Genomic DNA, 25,935 nt, shown 5'->3' on the forward strand with positions numbered 1-25,935 from the left:
AATTGAAACAAAAGTTACATTTAGATACGTTTTGGCGCAAGTCTATTCTGTACGGCGGGCGCGAACAATTGCCGGGAAATGCATGGAAAGGGGACGGCGCCGCCGTGCCTTACCGCATCTTGTGCGGCGCGGTGTGCGGTGCGCCGCGCGCGGGCGTGGCACCGCATCGCACATGCTGTATGTCGCACGCGAAGCCCTGTCCGACACTGATCGAAAATCGATCAGGATAACCAGGTATTTCCATCCACCCGGCGCAGCGAGGCGCCGTTGGCCGACCGGGTGCGCGCGCCGCACGTCCGCGTCGCGCGATGCAGCGTGAATGGCGGGCGTCCCGGATCGCAGGGCGATGCGCTTTCTCATCCAGACAAACCCTGATTGCTGCGGCGATTTGCGCGCTGATATCGTGCGCTGGTCGTGTGGAAGCGCTTCCACTTTTCCGCATCCGACCTTCCAGCCGGCTTTCGCGCAACCCGGCGCCCTCCCCCTCGCAGGAGTATCCGTGGCACTCGACGCATCTGTGTTGTCCCCTGAACTCGCCGATGCGCGCTTCGCTCCGCCCGTGGGGTCGGCGCTGTGGCGCAGGGATTTTCTGTTCGGCGCCGCGACCGCCGCGTATCAGATCGAGGGCGCGGCCACCGAGGACGGCCGCCTGCCGTCGATCTGGGACACCTTTTCGGCGACGCCGGGCAAGGTGCTCGCGGGCGACACCGGTGCGGTGGCGTGCGATCACTATCACCGCTGGGAAGCGGATGTCGAGCTGCTTGCCGCGCTGAATTTCGAGGCGTACCGGCTGTCGATTGCCTGGCCGCGCGTGATGGACGAAGCGGGCCGGCCGAACCGCAAGGGGCTCGACTTCTACCGGCGTCTGCTCGGCCGGCTGAACGACAAGGGCATCCGCCCGTTCGTCACGCTGTATCACTGGGATCTGCCGCAGTATCTGGAGGATCGCGGCGGCTGGCTGAACCGCGATATCGTCTATCGCTTCGCGGACTATGCGGACCTCGTGAGCCGCGAGTTCGCGGGGCAGATCGACGCGTGGGCGACGCTGAACGAGCCGTGGTGCTCGGCGTTTCTCGGCTACGGCAACGGGCATCATGCGCCCGGCCGCGCCGACACGCGCCATGCGACCCAGGCGATGCATCATCTGCTGCTTGCGCATGGCCACGCGGTCGGCGTGCTGCGGGCCAACGATCCGGCGTCGGCCAAGGGGATCGTCGCGAACGTCGGCCGCGGCACGCCGAACAGCGACAGCGCGGCCGACGTGCGCGCCGCGCGGCTGTTCGAGGTGCAGCACAACGCGTGGGTTCTCGATCCGCTCTTCAAGGGCCGGTATCCGGCCGAGCTGTTCGAGCTGTGGCCCGGCACCGAGCCGCTCGTGCTCGACGGCGACATGGAACGGATCGCGACGCCGCTCGATTTTCTCGGCATCAACTACTACTTTCGCACCAATGTGCGCAGCGACGGCGCGCATGGCTTCACCGAGGTGCCGCTGCCCGGCGTCGAGCGCACGCAGATGGGATGGGAGGTCCATCCGGACGGCCTGCGCGATCTGCTGATCGGCTTCGACCGCACGTATGCGCGGCTGCCGCCGGTCTACATCACCGAAAACGGCATGGCGTCGAACGACGCGGTCATCGACGGCCGCGTCGACGATCCGCAGCGTATCTCGTTTCTGAAGCGCCATCTGGCCGCCGTCGACAGCGCGATCCAGGCCGGCGTCGACGTGCGCGGCTATTTCGTGTGGTCGCTGCTCGATAACTTCGAGTGGGCGTTCGGCTACGAGCGGCGCTTCGGCATCGTGCATGTCGACTACGACACGCAGAAGCGCACGGTCAAGCGCAGCGGCGAGCTGATCGCGGCGTTCATCGACGAGCGGCGCAGGCGCGCGTGACGCGCGCCCCATTCATTCGAATCGCAGTCCGAAACAAAGGCGCGAAGCCTGGAGGAGACGGAATGAAGAGCAGGAAGCTGGGCCTGTGCGGCGCGCTGGTGGCGCTCGCGCTCGGCAGTGCGGTCGCGCACGCCGATCCGCTGAAAGCCACTGTGATCCACTGGTGGACCTCGGGCGGGGAGTCGGCGGCGGTCCGCCAGTTTGCGCAGGCGTACGACAAGGCCGGCGGCCTGTGGGTGGACAACGCGATCGCCGGCGCCGACCAGGCGCGCGCGACGACGATCAACCGCATCGTCGGCGGCGATCCGCCGACGGCCGCGCAATTCAACACGTCGAAGCAGTTCCACGACCTGATCGACCAGGGCATGCTCAACAACGTCGACGCGGTCGCGGCAAAAGAGCACTGGGACGCGATCTTCCCGCCGTCGATCCTGAACGCGATCAAGGCGAACGGGCACTTCTACGCGGCGCCGGTCGACATTCACATGCAGGACTGGTTCTTCTACTCGAAGCCGGCTTTCGCGAAGGCCGGCATCACCGGCGAGCCGCAGACGTTCGACGCGCTGTTCGCCGACCTCGACAAGCTGAAGGCCGCGGGCCTGATTCCGCTCGCGCTCGGCGGCCAGCCGTGGCAGGAGAAGATCACGTTCGACGCGGTGTTCGCGGACGTCGGCGGCACGGACCTGTACATGAAGGTCTATCGCGACCGCGACCCGAACGCGGTGAATTCGCCTGCCTTCCTGCACGTGCTGGAGACGTTCAAGCGGCTGCACCGCTACGTCGATCCGGGTTCGCCCGGCCGCAACTGGAACGATGCGACCGCGCTCGTGATTTCGGGCAAGGCCGGCATGCAGATCATGGGCGACTGGGCGAAGGGCGAGTTCTCGGCCGCGCACCAGGTGGCCGGCAAGGACTTCGGCTGCTTCCCGGGGTTCGGTCCGCATTCGCCGTACATGGTCGCGGGCGACGTCTTCGTGTTTCCGAAGACCGACAATCCGCGGGCGATCAAGGCGCAGCAACTGCTCGCCACCGTGATGACCTCGCGCGACGCGCAGGTCGCGTTCAGCCTGCGCAAGGGCTCGATTCCGATCCGGCCGGACGTCGATACGTCGCAGTTCGACATCTGCGCGAAGGAGGGCATGGCGATCATGAAGGACAAGTCGCGCCAGTTGCCCAATCCGGAGATGCTGATTTCGCCTGACGTGCAGGGCGCGTTGCAGGACGTGATCACGAAGTTCTGGAACACGGACGAATCGGCCAGCGACGCGCAGAAGGCTTTTGCCCGCGCGCTGACGAGTTGAGCAGCCCGATGCGCGCGATCGGCCTGCCTACCCCCGCCACGCGGCATGCCGCCCGCCGCGCCGCGCGGCGGCGGCGCTGGCCGCTCGCCGCGTGGCTCGCGCTTGTGCCGATGGCGGCCACCGTGGTGTTCGCGTACCTCGGCACGATGCTGTGGACCGCGCGCGTCTCGTTCACGCTGTCGCGCAGCCTGCCGACCGACCGCTACGCGGGCCTCGCGCAATACGTGCGGCTGTTCGAAAACGACCGCTGGCAGGTGTCGCTGCAGCACCTCGTGATCTACGGGGTCTGCTTCATTGCCGCGTGCATGGTGGTGGGCCTGCTGCTCGCGATCTTCATCGACCAGCAGGTCGTGGGCGAGGGCATGCTGCGCACGGTGTTCCTGTATCCGTATGCGATGTCGTTCGTCGCGACCGGGCTCGTCTGGCAGTGGATCCTGAACCCGGAACTCGGCGTGCAGCAGGTGCTGCGCCATCTCGGCTTCGCGCACGCGCGCTTCGACTGGATCGTCGATCAGGACGGCGCGATCTACACGATCGTGATCGCCACGGTGTGGCAGGCATCCGGCCTCGTGATGGCGCTGCTGCTCGCCGGTCTGCGCGGGATCGACGACGAGATCTGGAAGGCCGCGCGCGTCGACGGCATTCCGCGCTGGCGCGTGTACGCAAGCATCGTCGTGCCGATGCTGCGCGGCTCGATGTCGACCGCGTTCGTGCTGCTGTTCGTGATGGTCGTGAAGCTCTACGACGCGGTCGTCGCGATGACCCAGGGCGGCCCGGGCACGGCCAGCGAAGTGCCCGCCAAATTCATCATGGACTACCTGTTCAACCGCGCGGACATCGGTCTCGCCTCGGCCGCTTCGATCGTGATGCTGGCGACCGTGCTGGCGATTCTCGCACCGTTTCTCTACCTGCGACATCGCGCCGGCGCGCGCGGGGCGGCACGATGAGCGCGCCCGCTTCCGCCGCCGCGCTCGCCCCGCGCCGCCGGCGACGCGCGACGTGGACGCCGGCCCGCCTCGGCATCTATGCGTTCCTGCTCGGCGCGGCGCTGTTTTTCCTGCTGCCGCTTTACGTGATGCTCGTCACGTCGGTCAAGCCGATGAGCGAGATCCGGCTCGGCAACCTGTTTGCGCTGCCGTCGCACGTGACGTTCGCCCCGTGGCGCGACGCGTGGGCGCACGCGTGCACCGGGCTCGACTGCACCGGCATCCGGGTCGGCTTCTGGAACTCGGTGCGCATCGTCGTGCCGAGCACGCTCGTGTCGATCGCGATCGGCGCGGTGAACGGCTACGCGCTGTCGTTCTGGCGGCCGCGCGGGGCGGGCGCGCTGTTCGCCGTGCTGCTGATGGGCGCGTTCATCCCCGCGCAGGTGATGGTCTATCCGCTCGTGCGCATCCTCGCGAGCGTGCACCTGTTCAGCTCGCTGCCGGGCATCGTCGTGATCCATACGATCTTCGGGATGCCGATCATGACGCTGCTGTTCCGCAACTACTATGCGGGCATTCCGCTCGAACTGTTCAAGGCGGCGCGCATCGACGGCGGGGGCTTCTGGCGCATCTTCGCGCAGCTGATGCTGCCGATGTCGGTGCCGATCATCGTCGTCGCGATGATCATGCAGGTCACCGGCATCTGGAACGACTACCTGCTCGGCCTCGTGTTCGCCGGCCCGAACAACCTGCCGATGACGGTGCAACTGAACAACATCATCAACACGACGACCGGCGAGCGCCTGTATGACGTGAACATGGCCGCGACCATTCTGACGTCGCTGGTGCCGCTCGCGATCTACTTCGTTTCGGGCCGCTGGTTCGTGCGCGGCATTGCTTCCGGCGCAATCAAGGGATAAGGGATGGCAAGCATCGCAGAAGTGGCGAAGGGCGCGGCGAATGGGACAGCGGCGGCGGCCGGGTTCGCGCAGGCCGAAGCGCCGGTGTCGACGGCCGGCGCGGCCGGCACGGCGAGCGTGTCGATCCGCGGCCTGCGCATCGCGCTCGGGGCGAACACGATCATCGAATCGCTCGATCTCGACGTGCAGGCGGGCGAGTTCATCGTGCTGCTCGGGCCGTCGGGCTGCGGCAAGTCGACGCTGCTGCACAGCATCGCGGGGCTCGTCGACGTCGCCGACGGACAGATCGAAATCGGCGGCGAGGACATGACGTGGGCCGATCCGAAGGATCGCCGCATCGTGCTCGTGTTCCAGTCGTACGCGCTCTATCCGACGATGTCGGTCGAGCGCAACCTGTCGTTCGCGCTGCGCATCAACGGGACGCCGAAAGCGGAAATCGCGCGGCGCGTCGCGCGCGCGGCCGACATGCTGCAGCTCGGGCCGCTGCTCGCGCGCAAGCCGGCCCAGCTTTCCGGCGGCCAGCGCCAGCGCGTGGCGATCGGCCGCGCGATCGTGCGCGAAGCGGACGTGTTCCTGTTCGACGAGCCGCTGTCGAATCTCGACGCGAAGCTGCGCACCGAGCTGCGGCGCGAGCTGAAGCAGCTGCATCAGCGGCTCGGCGCGACGATGATCTACGTGACGCACGACCAGGTCGAGGCGATGACGCTCGCGACCCGCATGGCCGTGATGCGCGGCGGCGCGATCCAGCAGATCGGCACGCCGGCCGAGGTGTACGAGCGGCCGGAGAACCTGTTCGTCGCAACCTTCCTCGGCTCGCCGTCGATGAACCTGCTGCACGGGCAGCTCGAGGCACGCGCCGACGCGCGGCATTTCCGGGCGCCGCAGATTGCGCTCGACGTCTCGGGCTATGCATGGCGACGCGGATCGTATGCACCGCAAGCAACGCAAGCACCGCAAGCACCGCAAGCACCGCAAGCACCGCAAGCACCGCAAGCGAGCCGCGCGTGCGTGCTCGGCGTGCGCCCGGAGGACGTGCGCATCGGCGCGGCGGCCGCGGGCGGCGGCGCCTTGGCTCTGCGCGTCGCGCTGGTCGAACCGATGGGCAACCATCGCGTCGTCTGGCTCGATTATGATGGCGGCCAGATCGCATCGATCGATCAGGACAAGCAGCCCATCGCGGTGGGCGATCTTTGCCCCGTGTCGTTCGATTGCGCCCATGTTTCGCTGTTCGACGAGGCAGGCGGCGAACGCCTCTGAGCGGCACGGTTTGACGGAGCGGATGTGGCAACCCTGAAGGACGTAGCGCAGCTTGCCGGAGTCGGCCTGTCGACGGCCTCGCGCGTCATCTCGGGCAAGGGGCCCGTGTCGGCGGATGCGGCGCGGCGTGTGCGCGCCGCGATCGACGCGCTGAATTTCAGGCCCTCGTCGATCGGCCGCGCGATGGCCACGCAGTCGATGGGCATGATCGGCCTGTTCGTGCCGACGTTCTTCGGCTCCTACTACGGCACGATCCTGAAGCAGACCGATACGGAACTGCGCGCGGTGCACCGTCACGTGGTGGTCGCGACCGGCTGCGGCGAGGCATCGCCGCGCGAGCAGGCGCTCGAAGCGGTGCAGTTCCTGATTGGCCGCGATTGCGACGGCGTCGTCGTGATCAGCCACGACCTGCATGACGAAGACCTGATCCGGCTGCACCAGATGCATCCGAAGATGGTGTTCGTCAATCGCACGTTCGCGCAGTGGCCGCAGGCCTCGTTCTGCGCGGACCATTTTCGCGGCGGCGAGCTGGCCGCGCGCACGCTCGTCGAGCACGGGCATCGCGCGATCGCGGTGATCGCCGGGCCGTTCGCCGCGTCCGACAACCGCGAGCGCCTCGCGGGCTTTTTTGCGGAGCTGGGCCGCCACGGAATCGCGCGCGACGCCGTGACGATGATCGAATCGGACTTCTCGCACGAAGGCGGCTACGCGGCGACCGAGGCGCTGCTCGCCGCGGGCGCGCGCTTCACCGGGCTGTTCTGCGCGAACGATGCGATGGCGGTCAGCGCGCTCGCGCGCCTGCAGCAAGCCGGGCTCGCGGTGCCGCGCGACGTCTCGGTGATCGGCTACGACGACGACTACTCGGCGGCCTACGCGGCGCCCGCGCTCAGCTCCGTCCATATCCCGACCGCCGACCTCACGCAGAGCGCGGTGCGCTGGCTGATCAACCAGTGCTATGGCACCGCGTTGCCGGTCTTGCGCGCCTTTCCGGTGACGGTGACGATGCGCGCATCGGTCGGCGCGGCGCCGCCGGTGCCGCAGGCGCCGCGCGCGCAACGTCGGCGCGGCGCGGTCGGCGCAGCGCGGCCGCGCAAGCCGGCCGGCCCGGGCACGCGGGCATAGCGCGCATCGCGGCACGGCGTCAGTTGCGCGCGGCGGCCGCGAAAAGCCCGAAGAACCCGGGGAACCCCCCGGGGTTTCCCTGCTACGCCCCTATGCTGCGGGCTTTCCCCGATTTAAAAGCACGATCGATTCATTAGACTCGTTGAAACATTTTGTTACTGGGTGTGGCATGTTGGAAATTATTCTGATCGCTTGCCCGTTTGCCATTGCGGCGCTGTTTGGATTTGCGCGTCACGTGGATCCGCTGACGGGGCAACTGAAACGGTAGACGCCCACCGGCGTCCCGCCGTGGCGCAGCGCCTGCGCTGCGCCGTCGCCGCGGCGGCCTGGCCGCTTTCTCCTTCTCTTTGCGGCGGCCCCCCAGCGGCCGTGCGGCAGCGGGGCCGACGAGGATCGCCCCCTGCTTCGCTCAGCGCGCGAAGCCCTGCCTGCCGGCCGCCCGCGCTTTTCGCGCTTGCGTTCAGCCGTCCGCTCGCGGCACGATGCGGCTTTACCGTTGACACCGGCCCCGAGCGCCGCCCCGCATGCGAGACCTTCCCGACTCACTGACTGCCCGTTTCAGCCTGCTCAAAGGCGTGTTGCCGTTCACGCGCGCCGGCGCGTTGCGCGATGCGCTCGCCGGCGTGTCGCTCGCGTCGATGGATATCCCGCAGGTGCTCGGCTACGCGCGCATCGCGGGGATGCCCGCGGTGACCGGGCTCTATACGGCGTTCCTGCCGCTCGTCGCGTTTGCGCTGTTCGGCGCGTCGCGGCACCTCGTGGTGGCGGCCGATTCCGCGACCGCGACGATCTTTGCGAGCCGGCTCTCGGCGATGGCGCCGGTCTCCAGCGCCCAGTATGTCGCGCTGGCCGGCATGACTGCGCTGCTGACCGCGGCGCTGCTGCTCGTGGCCCGCGTGTTCCGGCTCGGCTTTCTCGCCGACTTCCTGTCGCGCACCGTGCTGGTCGGCTTTCTGGCGGGCGTCGGCGTGCAGGTCGGGATCGCGATGCTCGGCGACATGCTCGGCCTGAACATCGCGTCGCACCGCAGCACCGACCAGTTGCTGCAGGTCGCGACGCATCTGCGGGCCGCGCACCTGCCGACGCTCGCGTTATCGGCCGCGGTGGTCGCGGCGATCCTGCTCGCGAAGCGGTTCGTGCCGCGCTGGCCGGTATCGCTCGTCGCGGTGATCGGCGCGATCGTCGCGAGCGACCTGGGTGATTTTGCGGCGCACGGCATCGCGGTGCTCGGCCCGGTCGCGGGCGGCCTGCCGTCGCTGCGGCTGCCGTCGGTCGGCTGGCGCGAGACGCTCGAACTGCTGCCGACCGCGGCGTCGTGCTTCGTGATGATCGTCGCGCAGAGCGCGGCGGCCGGGCGGGTGTTCGCACAGCGCTATCACGAGCCGGTCGACCTGAACGCGGACATCCTCGGCCTTGCGGCCGCGAATGCGGCGGCTGCGATGAGCGGCGCGTTCGTCGTCAACGGCAGCCCGACCCAGACCGCGATGGCCGATCGCGCCGGCACCCGCAGCCAGCTCGGACAGCTCGCGTTCGCCGCCGTCGTGATCGTCGTGCTGCTGTATTTCAGCCGTTTTCTGCAGTATCTGCCGCACTGCGTGCTGGCCGGCGTGGTGTTCACGATCGCCGTGGGTCTCGTGAACGTGCAAGGGCTGTTGTCGATTCGCCGCGAGAGCCCCGGCGAATTCACGCTGGCCGTCGTGACGGCGCTGGCGGTGGTCGTGATCGGCGTCGAGCAGGGGATCCTGCTCGCGGTCGCGCTGTCGCTGCTGCGGCACGTGCGCCACAGCTATCACCCGTACACGATGATCCTCGCACCCGGCCCGGACGGGCGCTGGCAGCCGCGCGCCGCGCGCCCGGGCGTGCTGACGGCGCCGGGGCTGATCGTCTACCGGTTCGGCGCGGACCTGTTCTACGCGAACGACCATTTTTTCGTCGAGGAAGTGCGCCGGCTGCTGGAGCACGCGCCGGGCAAGGTGAACTGGTTCATCGTCGACGCCAGCGCGATCACCGATCTGGACTATTCGGCCGCGCGCTCGCTCGGCGAGCTGTTCGAGGAGCTGAAAGGCGGCGCCCCGAAGGTGCTGTTCGCGCGCGTGAACCCCTATCTGCGCGCCGACATGGACCGGCACGGGCTCACGGAGATCATCCGCGCGTCGTGCATCTTCGCCACGCTGCACGAGGCGCTTGCCGCGGCCGGCGTGCCCGGCGACGTGCCCGCGCACGAGGCGTCGTAGCGCGCAGCGGCCCGGCCGGCGAGGCGCGGCGGCGGCGGCGGCCATGCTTACAGCCGGCTTCCTGACAGTTTTGCCATTTTGGCGCCATGCAGATGTTGGTGCATGCGCACTAGCATACGGGTCGTCCGGTGCAGGCCGGCGGTGCGGCGCGCGTGCGCGCACGTACCGCGCACCGCGTGGCGCACCTCGCCGTCCTGCGCCGCCCGATCCACACGCGCCAGCGCCGATGCGCGCGTGCGCGCGAGGGGGCGGCTTCACGTTCAATCCTGTTTTTCATCGGGCGCGTTTCAATGTGGATTGTCAATCTGGCGCTTAAGCGGCCGTACACGTTCATCGTGATGGCGATCATGATCGTGCTGGCGACGCCTTATGTGTTGCTGAGCACGCCGGTCGACGTGCTGCCGGACATCGACATTCCGGTCGTCAGCATCATCTGGTCGTTTACCGGCATGTCCGCGCAGGAGATGGCCGATCGCGTCACCTCCGTGAACGAGCGCAGCCTCACGACGACGGTCAACAACATCCAGCACATCGAGTCGGAGTCGCGCGCCGGCATCACGGTGATCAAGCTGTTCCTGCAGCCCGACGCGAGCATCCAGACCGCGATCGCGCAGACCGTCGCGGTCGAGCAGGCGCAGCTCAAGCAGATGCCGCCGGGGGCGACGCCGCCGCTCGTGATCAGCTATTCGGCGTCGAGCATCCCGGTGATCCAGCTCGGCCTGTCGAGCCCGCGCATGTCCGAGCAGCAGCTCAACGACCTCGCGCTGAACTTCCTGCGCCCGCAGATCGTGACGATTCCGGGCGCGGCGGTGCCCTATCCGTATGGCGGCAAGACGCGCGTGATCTCGGTCGATCTGGATACGCACGCGCTGCTCGCGAAGGGGCTCACGCCCGCCGACGTGGTCAACGCGATCAACGCGCAGAACCTGATCCTGCCGAGCGGCACCGTGAAGATCGGCGCGAAGGAGTACACCGTCAACATGAACGGTTCGCCCACGACGATCGCGGGGCTGAACGACATTCCGGTGCGCACGCTGAACGGAGAAACCACCTATCTGCGCGAGGTCGCGCACGTGCGCGACGGTTTCTCGCCGCAGACCAACGTGGTGCGGCAGAACGGCCATCGCGGCGTGCTGCTGTCGATCATGAAGACCGGCAATGCGTCGACGCTGTCGATCGTGCATGCGCTGCGCGACCTGCTGCCGGCCGCGCGCGCGGCGCTGCCGCCCGATCTGACGATCTCCGCGCTGTTCGACCAGTCGGTGTTCGTGAAGGCCGCGGTGCAGGGCGTGGTGCGCGAGGCGCTGATCGCCGCGGCGCTCACCGCGGCGATGATCCTGCTCTTTCTCGGCAACTGGCGCAGCACCTGCATCATCGCGGTGTCGATCCCGCTGTCGATCCTCACGTCGCTGATCGCGCTGCACGCGCTCGGCCAGACCATCAACATCATGACGCTCGGCGGGCTCGCGCTCGCGGTCGGCATTCTGGTGGACGACGCGACGGTGACGATCGAGAACATCGAGCGCCATCTGCACATGGGCACGCCGCTGCACGAGGCGATCCTCGACGGGGCCGGCGAAATCGCGGTGCCCGCGCTCGTCTCGACGCTGTGCATCTGCATCGTGTTCGTGCCGATGTTCTTTCTGACCGGCGTCGCGCGCTACCTGTTCGTGCCGCTCGCCGAAGCGGTGGTGTTCGCGATGCTCGCGTCGTACATACTGTCGCGCACGCTCGTGCCGACCCTCGCAATGCTGCTGATGGGCCATGCGCACAAGCCGAAGTCCGGCGCGCGGCCGAACCCGCTGATGCGCGTCTATCACCGCTTCGACCAGGCGTTCGAGCGCATGCGCGCGGGCTACATCGTGGTGTTGAGCCACGTGCTGGTGCACCGGCGCACCTTCGGCTCGCTCTTTCTCGGCTTCTGCGTGGCCTCGCTCGGGCTCGTGTTCGTGCTCGGCGAAGACTTCTTCCCGAGCGTCGACGCGGGCGACATCCGGCTGCACATGCGCGCGCCGACCGGCACGCGGATCGAGGAAACCGCGCGGCTCGCCGACGAGGTCGAGCGGGTGATCCGCGAGGTCGTGCCGCAGGACGAACTCGCGACGATTCTCGACAACCTCGGGCTACCGTACAGCGGCATCAACTTGTCGTACAGCAACGCGGGCACGATCGGCACGCTCGACGGCGAGATCCAGGTCGCGCTCAGGCCCGATCACCGGCCGACCCAGGGCTATATCGACACGCTGCGCGCGATCCTGCCGCAGCGCTTTCCGGGCGTCGAGTTCTTCTTCCAGCCGGCCGACATCGTCACGCAGATCCTGAACTTCGGCCTGCCCGCGGCGATCGACGTGCAGGTCGTCGGCAAGGACCAGTTCGCGAACTTCGACGTGGCGCGCAAGCTGTACAAGCAGATCCGGATGATTCCGGGCACCGTGGACACGCACATCCAGCAGCGCATCGACGAGCCGGTGATCAACCTGCAGATGGACCGCACGCGGCTGCAGCAGCTGAACCTGTCGGCGAGCAACGTCGCGCAGAACACGCTGGTGTCGCTCGCCGGCAGCTTCCAGACGGCGCCGGCGTTCTGGTTCGATCCGCGCAACGGCGTCGAGTACCAGATCGCCGTGCAGACGCCGCAATACGACGTGTCGTCGATGGACCAGCTGATGCGCACGCCCGTGTCCGCGTCGCTCAGCGGTCCCACGCAACTGCTCGGCAACCTCGTGCAGGTCTCGGCGCGCCAGCAGTTCGCGATCGTCTCGCACTACAACATCCGGCCGGTGATCGATGTGTTCGTGAGCGTCGAGGGGCGCGACCTCGGCAGCGTCGCACGCCAGGTGTACCGGATCGTCGACCACGCGCGCGCGTCGCTGCCGCGCGGCAGCTCGATCGTCGTGCGCGGCCAGGTGCAGACGATGCGCTCGTCGTACTTCGGGCTCGGCATCGGCGTCGCGATGGCGATCGTGCTCGTGTATCTGCTGATCGTCGTGAACTTCCAGTCGTGGGTCGATCCGCTCATCATCGTGAGCGCGCTGCCCGCGGCGCTCGCCGGGATCGTCTGGATGCTGTTCCTGACGCGCACGCATCTGAGCGTGCCGGCGCTGACCGGCGCGATCATGACGATGGGGGTCGCGACCGCGAACAGCATCCTGGTGGTCGCGTTCGCCCGCCAGCGGCTCGCGGGCGGCGCGCCGCCGCTCACCGCGGCGCTCGAAGCCGGCGCGAGCCGGATCCGGCCGGTGCTGATGACCGCCTGTGCGATGATCATCGGCATGGTTCCGATGGCGCTGGGTCTCGGCGAAGGCGCCGAACAGAACGCGCCGCTCGGCCGCGCGGTGATCGGCGGCCTGATGTTCGCCACGGTCTCGACGCTGTTCTTCGTGCCGCTCGTGTTTGCGGCGATTCATTTGCGGCTCGCGAGGCGCGCCGGCGCGCACGCGGGCGCCGGCGACGCATCGGGCACGGACGGCGGCGACGCCGGTCCGCACGCGTAACGTTTGATGACGGCTGATTGAAATGACTGAAAAGAAACATGCATCGCTCGCGATTAGCGCGCTCGAATCCGAGGACGGTCACGCGCTGCCGCCGCGCGGGCGCGAGTGGAAGCGCGCGAAGATCGTCATGTGGGTGGTGCTCGCGCTGCTCGCGCTCGGCGCGCTGCGCACCGTGGTGTCCGACGTCGCGCAAAACCGCGCGGTCGAGGCGACGACGCGGCAGAACGCGGTGGCGTACGTGAACGTCGTGACGCCGACGCGCAGCGACGCGGCCGGCGTCACGACGCTGCCCGGCACGCTGCGCGGCTACGTCGAGTCGCCGATCTATGCGCGCGCAACCGGTTATCTGCTGCACTGGTATGTCGATATCGGCGCGCACGTGAAGAAAGGCCAGTTGCTCGCCGATCTCGACACGCCGGAGATCGACCAGGAGCTGTCGCAGGCGATCGCGCAGCGTCAGCAGGCCATCGCGACGCTCGGGCTCGCGAAGACCACCTACGATCGCGCAGTGAAGCTGCGCCAGCGCGACGCGGTCTCGCAGCAGGAGCTCGACGACCGCGAGGGCGCGTACAACGAGGATGTCGCCAATCTGGATGCGGCCAATGCGAACGTCAAGCGGCTCGAACAGCTCGAGGTGTTCAAGCACATCGTCGCGCCGTTCGACGGCGTGATCACGCAGCGCAACGTCGATGTCGGCGACCTGATCGATGCGGGCAGCGGCACGAGCCGCGCGCTGTTCGCCCTTGCGCAGACCGATCCGCTGCGCGTCTACGTGCAGTTGCCGCAGGCATATGCGCAGAACGTGCAGGTCGGCCAGCAGGTCGTCGTGACGCAGCCCGAACTGCCGGGCCGCCAGTTCACCGCGACGATCACCCATATCGCCGGGGCGATCGACGTGGCGACGCGCTCGCTGCAGATCGAGGCGCGCCTGCCGAATCCGGACGGCGTGCTGCGCCCGGGCGCCTACGTGCAGGTCGCGGTGCCGGCGAAGGCGCTCGCGAACGTGCGGGTGCCCGGCAACGCGCTGCTGTTCCGCGCGGAGGGGCCGCGTCTCGCGGTGGTGGACGATCACGGCATCGTGCATCTGCACAAGGTCGTGATTGCGCAGGATCTGGGGCAGACGCTCGAGATCGAGAGCGGCGTCACGACGCACGACAAGGTCATCATCAACCCGAGCGATTCGATCGCGGACGGCGATCACGTGCAGATCGAGCCGGCGGCCGAGAGCAGCAAGGGGGCGTCGTGAAGCGCGCCCGTGCCCTTGTGCGGGCGGCGCGCCGTACGGCGCTGTGCGGCGGCGCGGCGCTGCTCGCCGCCTGCACGGTCGGCCCGGACTATCGCGCGCCGCACGTCGCGGCGCCGCCCGCGTGGCGCACGGACTCGTACTGGCGCGTCGCCGCGCCGTCGCATGCGCCGCTCGATCCGCACTGGTGGGCGAGCTTCGGCGACCCGCAACTCGATACGCTCGAGCAGCAGGCGCTCGCGCAGAACCCGACCCTCGCGTCGGCGCTCGCACACTACGATCAGGCGAAGGCGACCCTCGCCGGGACCGCCGCGCAGCAGCTTCCCGAGGTGGATCTCGGCGCGCAGGCCGAGCGCCTGAAGATTTCCGCAGACCGGCCGCTGACGAATTACGGCGTGCTCAACCAGTCGACCGTGCAGAACGCGCTGACGGTCGGCCCGGCGATCAACTACGACACCGACCTGTTCGGCCGCATCCGCCGCGAAGTCGAGGGCGCGCAGGCCTCCGCCGACCAGGCGCGCGACGATCTCGCCAATGCGCGGCTCGTACTGGGCACGAGTCTCGCCACCGACTACTATGCGATGCGCGAACTCGATGCCGAAATCGACGTGCTGAACCAGTCGGTCGTGCTGCAGCAAAAGGCGCTCGACTTCGTGCAGACCGAGCATGAGCTCGGCTCGGTGTCGGGACTCGACGTGGCGCAACAGCGTTCCGAACTCGATGCAACGCGCGTGCAGGCGCAACTGCTGCAGGTGCAGCGCGCACAGTACGAGCATGCGATCGCGGCGCTGATCGGCGTGCCGGCGCCGCAGTTCTCGCTTGCACCGAAGGTGATCGCGATGCAGGTGCCGGCGATTCCGCTCGGCGTGCCAAGCGACGTGCTGCAGCGGCGTCCCGACGTCGCGTCGGCCGAACGCGCGATGGCCGCGGCGAACGCGCAGATCGGCGTCGCGCGCGCGGCGTTCTTTCCGAGCCTCACGCTGTCGCCGGGTATCGGCTGGGAAAGCACCAGCCTCGCGAGCCTGTTCTCCGCGCCCGCGCTGATGTGGACGGTGGGCGCGACGCTCGGCCAGGTCGTGTTCGACGGCGGGCGTCGCGAGGCCGGCGTGAAGTACGCGAGCGCCGGCTACCGGATGGCCGAGGCGAACTACCGGCAGACCGTGCTCGACGCGTTCCAGCAGGTGCAGGACGGCATCAGCGGATTGTCGGTGCTCGATCGCGCGTCGCAGCAGTCGCATGCCGCGGTGGCCGATGCACAGCGCCTGCTGTCGCTCGCGAACGACCGCTATTCCGGCGGCCTCGTTGCCTACCTCGACGTGATCAGCGCGCAGCAGTCGCTGCTCACGAGCGAGCGCACCGACGTGCAGATTCACGGCCAGCAGATGGCGCTGGCGGTCTCGCTCGTGAAGGCGCTCGGCGGCGGCTGGCAGCCGCAGGCCGACGCCGCCGCTGCTGCTGCCGCCGCGGCCACTGCGGCCACTGCGGCAGGCACTGCGGCACCCGGCGCGCCGCGCGCGAACTGAGGGCGAACTGAGGGCGAACCGGGCGCCACCCGGGCGCCACCCGGGCGCGACTTGAGCGCAAACCGGGCGCCGGCGCGCCGCGCCTCGTAGGCTGGCTGCGCGGCGCCGGGCAGCGAGGGCGCGGCGACGCGTTTCCTATAATGGTGAGGAGGGGAGGGCGCACATGAAACTGCTCATCGTCGAAGACGAACTGAAGGTCGTCGATTACCTGCGCTCGGGGCTCACGGAACAGGGCTGGGTGGTCGACGTCGCGCTCGACGGCGAGGAGGGCATGCATCTGGCCACCGAATTCGACTACGACGTGATCGTGCTCGACGTGATGCTGCCGAGGCGCGACGGCTTCAGCGTGCTGCGCGCGCTGCGTCAGCGCAAGTCGACTCCGGTGATCATGCTGACCGCGCGCGATCATGTGAACGACCGCGTGCGCGGTCTGCGCGAAGGCGCGGACGATTATCTGACGAAGCCGTTCTCGTTCCTCGAACTCGTCGAGCGCCTGCATGCGCTCGCGCGGCGCACGCGCGCGCAGGAGTCGACGCTCATTTCGGTCGGCGACCTGTTCGTCGACCTGATCGGCCGGCGCGCGACACGCGAGGGCGTGCGCCTCGACCTCACCGCAAAGGAGTTCCAGCTGCTGAGCGTGCTGGCGCGCCGCCAGGGCGACATCCTGTCGAAGACTGCGATTACCGAGCTCGTCTGGGACGTCAATTTCGACAGCCATACGAATGTCGTCGAAACCGCGATCAAGCGGCTGCGCGCGAAGCTCGACGGACCGTTTCGCACCAAGCTGCTGCACACGGTGCGCGGCATGGGCTACGTGCTCGAAGTGCGCGACGACGGGGAGGCGTGATGAACCGCTCGATTGCCCGGCGCCTCGCGCTGATGTTCGCGCTCGTTGCGCTGTCGGTGTTCACGCTGGTCGGCACGGGCCTCTTTCTCGTGCTGCGCACGCAGCTCGAACACCATCTGCGCGAGTCGCTCGACGACCGTACGGAGATCGCGAAGATCATCGTCTATCACGCGGTTACGCTGGACAAATGGCACATCGCGCGCGAGAAGCTCGCCGACATGACGCCGCGCGACGGCTCGACGCGCTACGCGGTGTCGAGCGGCGAGCCGACGTTCAATTACGGCGCGCCGGTGCAGGGCGCGGTGCGCGCGCAATGGGCGGGCGGCTATCAGCGGATCCACCCGCGCACGGGCGGCTTCGACATGCTCACGAACACGCTGCAGATTCCCGCGAGCGGCGTGCGCCCGACCGTGCAGCTGCAGGTGGCGGCAAGCTGCCAGCCGAACGTGCGCACGATGCGCGCGTTCGGCGCGGCGCTGGCGGCGCTGTCGGCGCTCGGCAGCCTCGCGGTGCTGCTGCTCAGCTATTCGGTCACGCGGATCGGTCTTGCGCCGCTGCGTCAACTGAGCCGCGAGGCGTCCGAGGTCAGCGCGAACAACCGCTCGCAGCGGCTGAATACGGAATCGCTGCCGCTCGAACTCAACGACCTCGCGCACTCGTTCAACGGCGCGCTCGAACGTCTCGACGCCGCTTACGGACGGCTCGAATCGTTCAACGCGGATGTCGCGCACGAACTGCGCACGCCGGTGACGATCCTGATCGGCCAGACCGAGGTCGCGCTGACGCGCAATCGCTCGGTGGACGACCTGCGCCACACGCTGCAGTCGAATCTCGAAGAGTTCGAGCGCATGCGCGGAATCATCAACGACATGCTGTTCCTTGCGCGCGCGGATCAGGGCGAGCGCGCGACCGGCCTCGTCGAGGTGTCGCTCGCGGCGGAGGTCGCGCGCACGCTCGATTATCTGGAGATTCCGTTCGAGGAGGCGCGTGTGAGCGTCGAATCGCGCGGCGACGCGAGCGCGCCGGTGAACCGGTCGCTGTTCGGACGCGCGTGCACGAACCTGCTGATGAACGCGATCCAGCACTGCCTGCCGGGCGACACCGTGAGCGTGACGATCGCACGCGAAGCGGAGCGGGTGCGCATTGCGGTGGCCAATCCCGGTGCGCCGATCGACCCGTCGACGCTCGATCACCTGTTCGACCGTTTCTATCGCGCCGAGGCGTCGCGTACCAACAGCCGCGAGAATCATGGCCTCGGGCTCGCGATCGTCAAGGCGATCGCCGAAATGCATCGCGGTGGCGTATCGGTAAGCAGTGCGAACGGTATCAATACGTTCGCGTTCTGGATCGATGCGGCGCCGCTCGCGAGCCAGGGCGCGCGCGACGCGGCGATGCCCGCGGCCGGCGACGGGGTGGCGGCGGCGCGCGCGCGCCGTGCCGGGATCGAGGCGGGCGCGCGCGGTTAGCGGCGGCGCGCCGCGCGGGCGCGGTCGATGCGGCGCCGGCGCGCCGTCCGGTGGCCGCTCAGGGATCCCCCGGTCGCGCTCACCCGCCGCGGCGCTGCCGCGCGGCCGCCGCGAGCGTCGCGAGGACCGGCTCGGTCTGCGCCCAGCCCAGGCAGGCGTCGGTGATCGAGACGCCGCGCCGCAGCGGCACGCCCGGTTTCAGATCCTGGCGGCCTTCCTCGAGATGACTCTCGATCATCACGCCGACGATGCGCCGCTCGCCCGCCGCCAGTTGCGCGGCGATATCGTTCGCGACGTCGATCTGGCGCTGATGCGACTTGTTCGAGTTCGCATGCGAGCAGTCGATCATCACCTGCTCGCGCAGGCCGGCCGCGCGCAGCACCGCGCAGCTATGCTCGACCGCGGCGCGATCGTAGTTCGGTCCCTGCTTGCCGCCGCGCAGGATCACGTGGGCGTCGTCGTTGCCGCGGGTCTCGAAGATCGCCGCCATGCCCATCTTCGTCATTCCCATGAACGCGTGGCTGGCGCGCGCGGCGACGATCGCGTCCGCGGCGATCTGCACGCCGCCGTCGGTGCCGTTCTTGAAGCCGATCGGGCAGCTCAGCCCGGACGCGAGCTGGCGATGGCTCTGGCTCTCGGTCGTGCGCGCGCCGATCGCGCCCCATGCGACGAGGTCGGCGATGTATTGCGGGCTCAGCAGATCGAGGAATTCGGTGGCGGTCGGCAGGCCGAGGCCGCTGATGTCGAGCAGCAGCTGGCGCGCGCGCCGCAGCCCCTCGTTGATGCGGAAGCTGCCGTCGAGGCGCGGGTCGTTGATGTAGCCCTTCCAGCCGACCGTGGTGCGCGGCTTCTCGAAGTAGACGCGCATGACGATCAGCAGGTCCTCGCGCAGCGCGTCGGCGGCCTGCTTCAGGCGGCGCGCGTAATCGAGCGCCTGGTCGTGATCGTGGATCGAGCAGGGGCCGACCACCAGCACGAGGCGCTCGTCGCGGCCGTGCAGCACGTCGGCAATCGCCGCGCGGCTGGTCTCGACGAGCGTTTGCACGGCGGGCGGCACCGGCAGTTCGTCCTGCAGCAGCGCGGGCGAGATCAACGGACGGACTGCGCCGATGCGCACGTCGTCGATGCGGGTGGTGTCCTGGGTCGCATCGGCGACGCCGACCTCGCGGTCGTGGGAAGGATTGTCGAGCGTGTTCAAAGCGGGCTCCTTGGGGTAGGGCGGCCGCGCCCGCTGCCGGATGCGCGCGGCGCACGGGCCCACCCCAGGGGCGGCCCGTGCGGCGCGCGAGTGCGTATCGGCGGCGCGGGTGCGGCGCCCGGTTCGCGCGGGCGCGGACCGGGCAGGTTCGAAAGCGGCGGGATCCGTGCGCAGCGCGCGGTGCCCGGTCCGGGCCGGAACCGATGAATTCCTGCCGGAAACGGCGGCGGGCGCGCCCGCTGGCGGATGCCAGGCCGACATCGTAACCGAATGGCGGCGCGCGCGGACGCGGACGGCTTCGTGACGCGGCGCGTCGCGGCCTGCCCGTGTCTGCGTGCTCCAGTGCTCCAGTGCTCCAGTGCTCCAGTGCTCCAGTGCCCCAGTGCCCCAGTGCCCCAGTGCTCCAGTGCTCCAGTGCTCCCATGCCCCAGTGCCCCCGTGCCCCCGTGCCCCCGTGTCTCCGCGAGCACACGCCCCTGCGCCCCCGCATGCGTGCCGCGCGCGGGCAGCCAGAAAGCGCCGCGCGCGGTCAGCCGATACAATGGCACGGCGGCCTGGGAGCGGCTTGCGCGTCGCGCCCCGCCTGCATGGAACCGGATCGCCCGGCGCGACACCGCGCCGGGCCGCAGGAAGAGGGCATGGAAGAGTATTTCGTCACGCGATCGAGTGCTGTCGCGTGGGTCGTGGCCGAGCGGCAGGGCCTCGTCGCCCGCGCGGACGAGCCCGCCCACGGCGCGGCCGATCCTCTGCACACGCGGCTCGAAGAGCTGACCCAGTTGCTGTTCGACGTCCGCGCGGGCCGCGTGGCGAGCTTTCTGCTGCCGACCGCGCGCGGCACGGTCCGCATCCACGCGACGGCCGACTGACGCCGCGCGGGCGCATGTTCCCCGCGGCCCGGGGCCGGCGAGCGCGCGGGCACGTGGGCATACAATGCAGGCGTTGCCGCCACGCGGGCGTGCAGTGCCCCATTGCCCGCGCGGCGCATCGTCCAGGGGAAAGGCGAGTCCGGTATGCGCGTATTACTTGTTGAAGACGACGACCTGATCGGCAGCGGTGTCGAGGCGGCGCTCAGGCAGTCCGGGATGGCCGTCGACTGGGCCGTCGACGGCAACGCGGCGAGGCTCGCGCTCGTGACGACCGCCTACGACCTCGTCATTCTCGATCTGGGGCTGCCCGGTCTCCCCGGAACAGCGGTATTGCAAGGGTTGCGCCAGGCCGGCAACGACACGCCGGTGCTCGTGCTGACCGCGCGCGATACGGTCAGCGAGCGCGTCGAGGGGCTCGAAGCCGGCGCGGACGACTACCTCGGCAAACCGTTCGAGCTGTCGGAGCTGATCGCGCGCTCCCGTGCCCTGCTGCGGCGCTCGCAGGGCCGCAGCGTCGAGCTGATCCGCCACGGCGAACTGACCGTGAACCCCGCCGCGTGCACGGTCATGCGCAACGACACGCGGGTGCCCGTCACCGGGCGCGAGTGCGCGCTGCTGATCCGTCTGCTGGCCAACCAGGGCGTGCCGCAATCGCGCGCGCGGCTCGAAGAGGGCCTGTATGGCTGGCAGGAGGAAGTGGAGAGCAACGCGGTCGAGGTGCATATCTCCAACCTGCGCAAGAAGCTCGGGGCGGAGCTGATCAGGACGGTGCGCGGCATCGGCTATGTGATCGAGAAGCCATGACGGCCCTGTCGATACGCACTCGCCTGCTGCTGCTGACGCTGGCGGGCATTACCGTGGTCTGGAGCGTCGCGCTGGCGTTGAGCTACGCGCGCGCGGCCGACGAGGTCGGCGAGTGGGACGACGCGCGGCTCGTGCAGCTCGCCACGATGCTCGCGAAGCTCGATGCCGCCGATCTCGCGACGCTCGCGAAAGACGGCGTGGAAACCCGCACCGAATATCCGCGCCGCGGCACAACCGACGACGCCACGGACACGGACAAGCAGCCGCGCCGGGCCTGGTTTGTCGTCGAGGATCGTCACGGGGCGATCGTGGCGAGCCCGCCGTTCGCGGTGTCCGGCATCGGCATCGGCGCTGGCGATTCCGGCGCGCGCGCGGCGCCCCATCCGGTGACGATCGGCGGCGCGCCGTGGCGCGCCTACGCATTTCACGACGCGGCGAGCGGCCGCACCGTGAACGTGTTCGAGCCGGCAAACGAGCGCAGCGACCTGGTGTCTGGCGTCGCCTGGCGCATTGCGCGACCGGTCCTGCTGTCGCTGCCCGTGATCGCGCTGCTGCTCGGGATCAGCGTGAGCCGCAGCCTCGCGCCGATCAGCGCGCTGTCCGCGGCGGTCAGCATGCGCGATGCGAACCGGCTCGAACCGATCGACGCACGCCGCGCGCCGCAGGAGGTGCGCCCGCTGGTGGAGGCGATCAATCATCTGCTCGGGCGCCTGCATCGTTCGCTGCAGCGCGAGCGCGCGTTCACCGCCGACGCCGCCCACGAACTCAAGACGCCGCTTGCCGCGATCAAGGTGCAGGCGCAGGTGGCGCTCGCCGCCGACGACGTCGCGCTGCAGCGCATCGCGATGCAGCGGGTCGTGCACGGCGTCGATCGCAGCACCCATCTCGCGAAGCAACTGCTGGTGCTCGCGCGTCTGGACGAAAGCGACGCGTTGTCGGTGCAGCGCATGTCGCTCGCGCGCGCGGTGCGGGCTGCGCTCGACGCGCACCGGGACGGCGCGGCGGCGAAGGGCATCGGTCTTGCGCTGATCGGCGAGGCGGCGCCGGAGATTCTCGCCGAGCCGACGCTCGTGTCCGTGCTGCTCGCGAACCTGATCGACAACGCGATCAAGTATGGCCGCAGCGGCGGAACCGTCGAACTGGTGCTGGAGGGGGACGCGCGGCGCGCGGCGCTGACCGTGCGCGACGACGGGCCCGGCGTGTCCGGCGAGGATCGCAGCCGGCTCACCGACCGGTTCTTCCGCGTGTCCGGCAGCCGCGCGAGCGGCAGCGGGCTCGGCCTGTCGATCGTCGCACGGATCGCGCAGCGCTTTGACGGGCAGCTGAGTTTCGGCCCCGGCATCGACGGGCGCGGGCTTGCCGTGCGTGTCGTCTTTCCCGGCCTTGGGGCGGCACCGGCGCGCGCGGACGGGTAATCGTCGCGCGGCGCCCCAGCCGGCCGCGCGCGGTGGCCGGCGGTGTGCAAGGGTGTGAAAGCCATGGGCCGCGCGGTACTTAAGATTTTCTTCAGGGTCGCGCGGTAAGATCCGCCTCCAGTTCATCTGGAGCCGGGGTGCCTGTCTTGCTGCCGTCCGATCGTCACCTCGATATCGACGCCGGGTCCGACCTCTGGTCCGACTGGCTGCTGCATCGCCGGCATGGAGACGACGCGGCGCACGCGCACGAGGTGCGCGCCGAGATCACGCGCTATGCCGACCGCGTGCTGGACGGCGCGTGCCTGCAGCCGAACATGACGCTCGCCGACATCGGTACTGGCGATGGTCTTGTCGCATTGCGCGCGATCGAGCGGATCGGGCCGTCGCTGCGCGTCGTGATGACGGATGTGTCCGCGCCGCTGGTGCGGCATGCGCAGGCACAGGCGGCGCAGCGCGGTGTCGGCAGTCAGTGTGCGTTCGTGCATGCGCCGGCCGAGCGGCTCGCCGGCATCGGCGACGCGAGCGTCGATGCGGTCACGTTGCGTGCAGTGCTCGCGTACGTGCCCGACAAGCTGGCCGCGTTGCGCGAGTGCGCGCGCATTCTGAAGCCGGGCGGCCGGCTGTCGATGGCCGAGCCGGTCCTGCGCGACGAGGCGCTTGAAGTCTGCGCATTGAAAAAGCTGGTCGATGCGCGCGCGCCCGGCGACGGCGACCCGTTCTTTCCGCTGCTGCTGCGCTGGCGCGCCGCGCAATATCCCGATACCGAGGAGAAGGTCCGGCAGCTTCCGATCACGAATTACGGCGAGCGGGATCTCGTGCGTTTCGCGATCGATACCGGCTTCGTCGACATTCACCTCGAACTGCACATCGACGTGCGCGCCGAAGGTGCGATGTCGTGGAGCACCTTTGTCAGGACGTCGCCGCATCCGTGGGCGCCGCCGCTTTCGGCGATTCTCGCGGAGCGGTTTTCCGCCGACGAGCGGCACTTCTTCGAGGCGAGGCTGCGGCCCCTCGTCGAGAGCGGCCGTCAGTTCGGCGCGCTGCGTATCGCGTATCTGACCGCGCGCAAGCCGGACGCGGCGTGACGGCGGGGTGTGACGGCGAGGCGTAACGGCGGGGTGTGACGGCGGGGTGTGACGGCGAGGTGTGACGGCGGGGTGTGACGGTGAGGTGTAACTGCGGGGTGTGACGGCGGGGTGTAACTGCGGGGTGTGACGGTGAGGTGTAACTGCGGGGTGTAACTGCGGGGTGTAACGGCGAGGCGTAACGGCGAGGCGTAACGGCGAGGCGTAACTGCAGGGTGTGACGGCCATGCATGACTGCGGAGCATAACTGCGGGGCGCGCCGGTCGGTCCGGCGCGCGGCTGCCGCTCACGGCGCGCGGTGCGGCGGGATGGGCGGCGTGCCAGGCGCGGCCGGGGCCAGCCCGCCGACCGATGCGCTCAGGCCGGGGCCCGGCGTGTTGTTGCGCAGCGTCATGCTCAAGCGGTGCCGCTGCACGATGCGGGTGGCGATCGACAGCCCGAGACCGCTGCCGGTGCCTTGCGCGTGGCTGCCGCGATAGAAGCGGTCGAGCACCCGTTCGAGTTCGGCCTCCGGGATGCCCGGGCCGGTGTCGCATACCTCGAAGCCGAAGTGCTCGCCGTTGCGCGTGAGCACGAGGTCGATCTGGCCGCCCACCGGCGTGTGGCGGATCGCGTTGTCGATCAGATTGTTCAGCAGCGTCGTCAGCGCGTGCGCGTCGCCCACGACGTCGCACGGATCGTCCGGCGCGACCGGCGGCCGCGATTCGAGGCCGAGATCGATGCCCTTGCGCTCCGCGAGCAGCGAAAAGTCGCTGACCGATTGTTCGCCGAGCCGCCGCAGGCTCACGCGCGCGACGTCGAGCGTGGGGCGCGCATCTTCGCGCGCGAGCGTCAGCAACTGCTGAACGAGGCGGATGATGCGGTTCAGCCGCGTTTCGATGCGTTCGAGCGTGTGCGGCTCGCCGGCCAGCGTGCCGTCCTGCAGCGCGGCCTGAAGCTGCAGCTTGAGCGCGGTGAGCGGCGAGCGCAATTCGTGCGCGGCGTCGGCAATGAACGTGCGCTGCGCCTGCGACGCGACGTTCAGCCGCTCCAGCAGATCGTTCAGCGCATCGACGAGCGGGCTCAGCTCGACTGGCATCGTGCCGCCAAGACGCAGCGGTTCGAGCGAGTTCAGCGAGCGCGTCGCGAGCGCGCGCGATAGCGCCTTGACCGGCGCGAGTCCGCGCGCCACGACGAGCAGCACGATCAGGATGGCGACCGGCAGCAGCAGCGCGAGCGGCCACAGCGTATGCAGCGCGAGCTTGAGCGCGAGCGTGTTGCGCACCGAGACGGGCTGTGCGACCTGCACGTAGCGGCCCGGCTGGCGCGCGCCGAACACGCGCCAGTGATTGTCTTCGTGGCCGATCGTGCGCAGGCCGTCCTGAAAGCGCGGCAGCGTCGGGCGCGCGCGAGAGTGATAGATGAGCTGCCCGTTGTCGTCCCAGATCTCGATCAGGATGCGGTCGTCGGCGATTCCCTCGAAACCCGGCTGCGGCTGTTCGACGGTGCGCGCGGTCTGCAGGTTCACCGGCATCGACAGCGCGACGGTGCGCAGCTCGTAGTCGAACAGTTCGCTGGCTTCTTCGCGGGCGGTGTGGAAAATGCCGAGCCCGGCGGCGGCCGACGCGGCGGCGAACCCGCAGATCAGCCAGCCGAGCAACTGGCGGCGAATCGACGTCATGCGTCGCGCTTCAGGCGATAGCCGACGCCGCGCACCGTGACGATCTGCTCGGCGCCGATCTTGCGGCGCAGGCTGTGCACGTGCACTTCGATGGTGTTGCTGCCGACTTCCTCGCCCCAGCCGTACAGACGCTCTTCGAGTTCGGCCTTCGTGAACACGCGTGCGGGCTCCTCGATCAGCACGCGCAGCAGCGCGAATTCGCGCGGCACGAGCGCGACTGCTGCGCCGTCTTTCGTGACTTCGTGCGCGGCCGGATCGAGCGCGAGCGCGCCGTGCGTGTAGATCGGCTGCTTCTTGCCCGTGCGGCGGCGCAGCAGCGCGCGCGAGCGCGCCGCCAGTTCGTTCAGGTCGAACGGCTTGACGAGGTAGTCGTCGGCGCCGGCGTCGAGTCCGCCGATGCGCTCGCTGATCGCGTCGCGCGCGGTGAGGATGATGACCGGCGCGTCGCCGCCGCGGCGACGATAGCGATCGAGCACCGCGATGCCGTCTTTGCGCGGCAGGCCGAGATCGAGCAGCACGAGGTCGTAGACGCCGTTGTCGAGCGACAGCTCGGCTTCGCGGCCGTCGCGCGCCCAGTCGATCGCGTAGCCTTCGCGGCGCATCGAATCGAGCACCGTTTCGGCGATCATCTCGTCATCTTCTGCCAGCAGCAGTCGCATGGCGGCCTCCGCACATCAGGGTAG

Annotated in this window: 19 protein-coding genes; 16 read left to right on the forward strand and 3 right to left on the reverse strand. The window is 69.2% G+C overall.

Translation table 11 applies throughout. From position 1 onward, the window contains the following. Positions 1 to 499 precede the first annotated feature (499 nt). From AC3AP7_RS20925 to AC3AP7_RS20980, 12 genes are all read left to right on the forward strand, one after another. The gene (locus AC3AP7_RS20925) at positions 500 to 1,891 is read left to right on the forward strand and encodes a GH1 family beta-glucosidase (RefSeq protein ID WP_487364469.1); all 1,392 of its coding nucleotides are present in this window, start codon (positions 500 to 502) and stop codon (positions 1,889 to 1,891) included. 62 nt (positions 1,892 to 1,953) lie between these two features. Continuing rightward, complete coding sequence (locus tag AC3AP7_RS20930) at positions 1,954 to 3,192, forward strand: ABC transporter substrate-binding protein (protein WP_487364470.1); 1,239 nt, start codon at positions 1,954 to 1,956, stop codon at positions 3,190 to 3,192. A 110-nt stretch (positions 3,193 to 3,302) separates the two neighbouring features. After that, positions 3,303 to 4,139: a carbohydrate ABC transporter permease gene (locus AC3AP7_RS20935; RefSeq protein WP_487364960.1), complete on the forward strand. Its 837-nt coding sequence runs from the start codon at positions 3,303 to 3,305 to the stop codon at positions 4,137 to 4,139. Beyond that, positions 4,136 to 5,038 (forward strand): carbohydrate ABC transporter permease, encoded by a 903-nt coding sequence (locus AC3AP7_RS20940; protein WP_487364471.1) that lies wholly within the window; start codon positions 4,136 to 4,138, stop codon positions 5,036 to 5,038. Before AC3AP7_RS20935 ends, AC3AP7_RS20940 begins: the two co-directional genes overlap by 4 nt. A 3-nt stretch (positions 5,039 to 5,041) precedes the next feature. Then, a complete protein-coding gene (locus AC3AP7_RS20945) occupies positions 5,042 to 6,295 on the forward strand; it encodes an ABC transporter ATP-binding protein (RefSeq protein ID WP_487364472.1) in 1,254 nt (417 codons plus the stop codon). Positions 6,296 to 6,319: 24 nt separating this feature from the next. Next, on the forward strand, positions 6,320 to 7,417 hold the full coding sequence (locus AC3AP7_RS20950; RefSeq protein WP_487364473.1) for a LacI family DNA-binding transcriptional regulator: 1,098 nt from the start codon (positions 6,320 to 6,322) through the stop codon (positions 7,415 to 7,417). Positions 7,418 to 7,941: 524 nt separating this feature from the next. Continuing rightward, on the forward strand, positions 7,942 to 9,651 hold the full coding sequence (locus AC3AP7_RS20955; RefSeq protein ID WP_487364474.1) for a SulP family inorganic anion transporter: 1,710 nt from the start codon (positions 7,942 to 7,944) through the stop codon (positions 9,649 to 9,651). Between the two features lie 290 nt (positions 9,652 to 9,941). Continuing rightward, positions 9,942 to 13,145, forward strand: coding sequence for an efflux RND transporter permease subunit (locus tag AC3AP7_RS20960; protein ID WP_487364475.1), 3,204 nt, complete (start codon positions 9,942 to 9,944; stop codon positions 13,143 to 13,145). 22 nt (positions 13,146 to 13,167) lie between these two features. Further along, positions 13,168 to 14,391 carry an efflux RND transporter periplasmic adaptor subunit gene (locus AC3AP7_RS20965; protein WP_487364476.1) on the forward strand — a complete coding sequence of 408 codons (1,224 nt, stop codon included), beginning with the start codon at positions 13,168 to 13,170 and terminating at the stop codon, positions 14,389 to 14,391. Continuing rightward, positions 14,388 to 15,911, forward strand: a complete 1,524-nt coding sequence (locus tag AC3AP7_RS20970) for an efflux transporter outer membrane subunit (RefSeq protein ID WP_487364477.1) — start codon at positions 14,388 to 14,390, stop codon at positions 15,909 to 15,911. The genes AC3AP7_RS20965 and AC3AP7_RS20970 overlap by 4 nt, the downstream gene beginning before the upstream one ends. 163 nt (positions 15,912 to 16,074) lie before the next feature. Continuing rightward, positions 16,075 to 16,758 carry a heavy metal response regulator transcription factor gene (locus AC3AP7_RS20975; RefSeq protein ID WP_487364478.1) on the forward strand — a complete coding sequence of 228 codons (684 nt, stop codon included), beginning with the start codon at positions 16,075 to 16,077 and terminating at the stop codon, positions 16,756 to 16,758. Then, on the forward strand, positions 16,758 to 18,224 hold the full coding sequence (locus AC3AP7_RS20980; protein ID WP_487364479.1) for a heavy metal sensor histidine kinase: 1,467 nt from the start codon (positions 16,758 to 16,760) through the stop codon (positions 18,222 to 18,224). The genes AC3AP7_RS20975 and AC3AP7_RS20980 overlap by 1 nt, the downstream gene beginning before the upstream one ends. A gap of 79 nt (positions 18,225 to 18,303) precedes the next feature. Here AC3AP7_RS20980 and AC3AP7_RS20985 read toward each other — a convergent pair whose 3' ends face one another. Next, the gene (locus tag AC3AP7_RS20985) at positions 18,304 to 19,422 is read right to left on the reverse strand and encodes a 3-deoxy-7-phosphoheptulonate synthase (RefSeq protein WP_487364480.1); all 1,119 of its coding nucleotides are present in this window, start codon (positions 19,420 to 19,422) and stop codon (positions 18,304 to 18,306) included. A 638-nt stretch (positions 19,423 to 20,060) separates the two neighbouring features. Between AC3AP7_RS20985 and AC3AP7_RS20990 the strand changes: the two genes are divergently transcribed. The 4 genes from AC3AP7_RS20990 (at position 20,061) to AC3AP7_RS21005 (ending at position 23,592) form a co-directional block, all read left to right on the forward strand. Further along, positions 20,061 to 20,288 (forward strand): hypothetical protein, encoded by a 228-nt coding sequence (locus AC3AP7_RS20990; protein ID WP_487364481.1) that lies wholly within the window; start codon positions 20,061 to 20,063, stop codon positions 20,286 to 20,288. A gap of 144 nt (positions 20,289 to 20,432) precedes the next feature. Next, complete coding sequence (locus tag AC3AP7_RS20995; RefSeq protein ID WP_487364482.1) at positions 20,433 to 21,092, forward strand: response regulator; 660 nt, start codon at positions 20,433 to 20,435, stop codon at positions 21,090 to 21,092. Further along, positions 21,089 to 22,507 carry an ATP-binding protein gene (locus AC3AP7_RS21000; RefSeq protein ID WP_487364483.1) on the forward strand — a complete coding sequence of 473 codons (1,419 nt, stop codon included), beginning with the start codon at positions 21,089 to 21,091 and terminating at the stop codon, positions 22,505 to 22,507. Before AC3AP7_RS20995 ends, AC3AP7_RS21000 begins: the two co-directional genes overlap by 4 nt. 137 nt (positions 22,508 to 22,644) lie before the next feature. Then, positions 22,645 to 23,592: a class I SAM-dependent methyltransferase gene (locus AC3AP7_RS21005; RefSeq protein WP_487364484.1), complete on the forward strand. Its 948-nt coding sequence runs from the start codon at positions 22,645 to 22,647 to the stop codon at positions 23,590 to 23,592. A 286-nt stretch (positions 23,593 to 23,878) separates the two neighbouring features. On the opposite strand, the gene AC3AP7_RS21010 is transcribed toward AC3AP7_RS21005, so the two are convergent. Both AC3AP7_RS21010 and AC3AP7_RS21015 read right to left on the reverse strand, forming a co-directional pair. After that, positions 23,879 to 25,252, reverse strand: coding sequence for an ATP-binding protein (locus AC3AP7_RS21010; protein ID WP_487364485.1), 1,374 nt, complete (start codon positions 25,250 to 25,252; stop codon positions 23,879 to 23,881). After that, positions 25,249 to 25,911, reverse strand: a complete 663-nt coding sequence (locus AC3AP7_RS21015; protein ID WP_487364486.1) for a response regulator — start codon at positions 25,909 to 25,911, stop codon at positions 25,249 to 25,251. Before AC3AP7_RS21015 ends, AC3AP7_RS21010 begins: the two co-directional genes overlap by 4 nt. Positions 25,912 to 25,935 lie beyond the last annotated feature (24 nt).

The sequence above is a fragment of the Paraburkholderia sp. PAMB 6770 genome, from assembly GCF_057748135.1.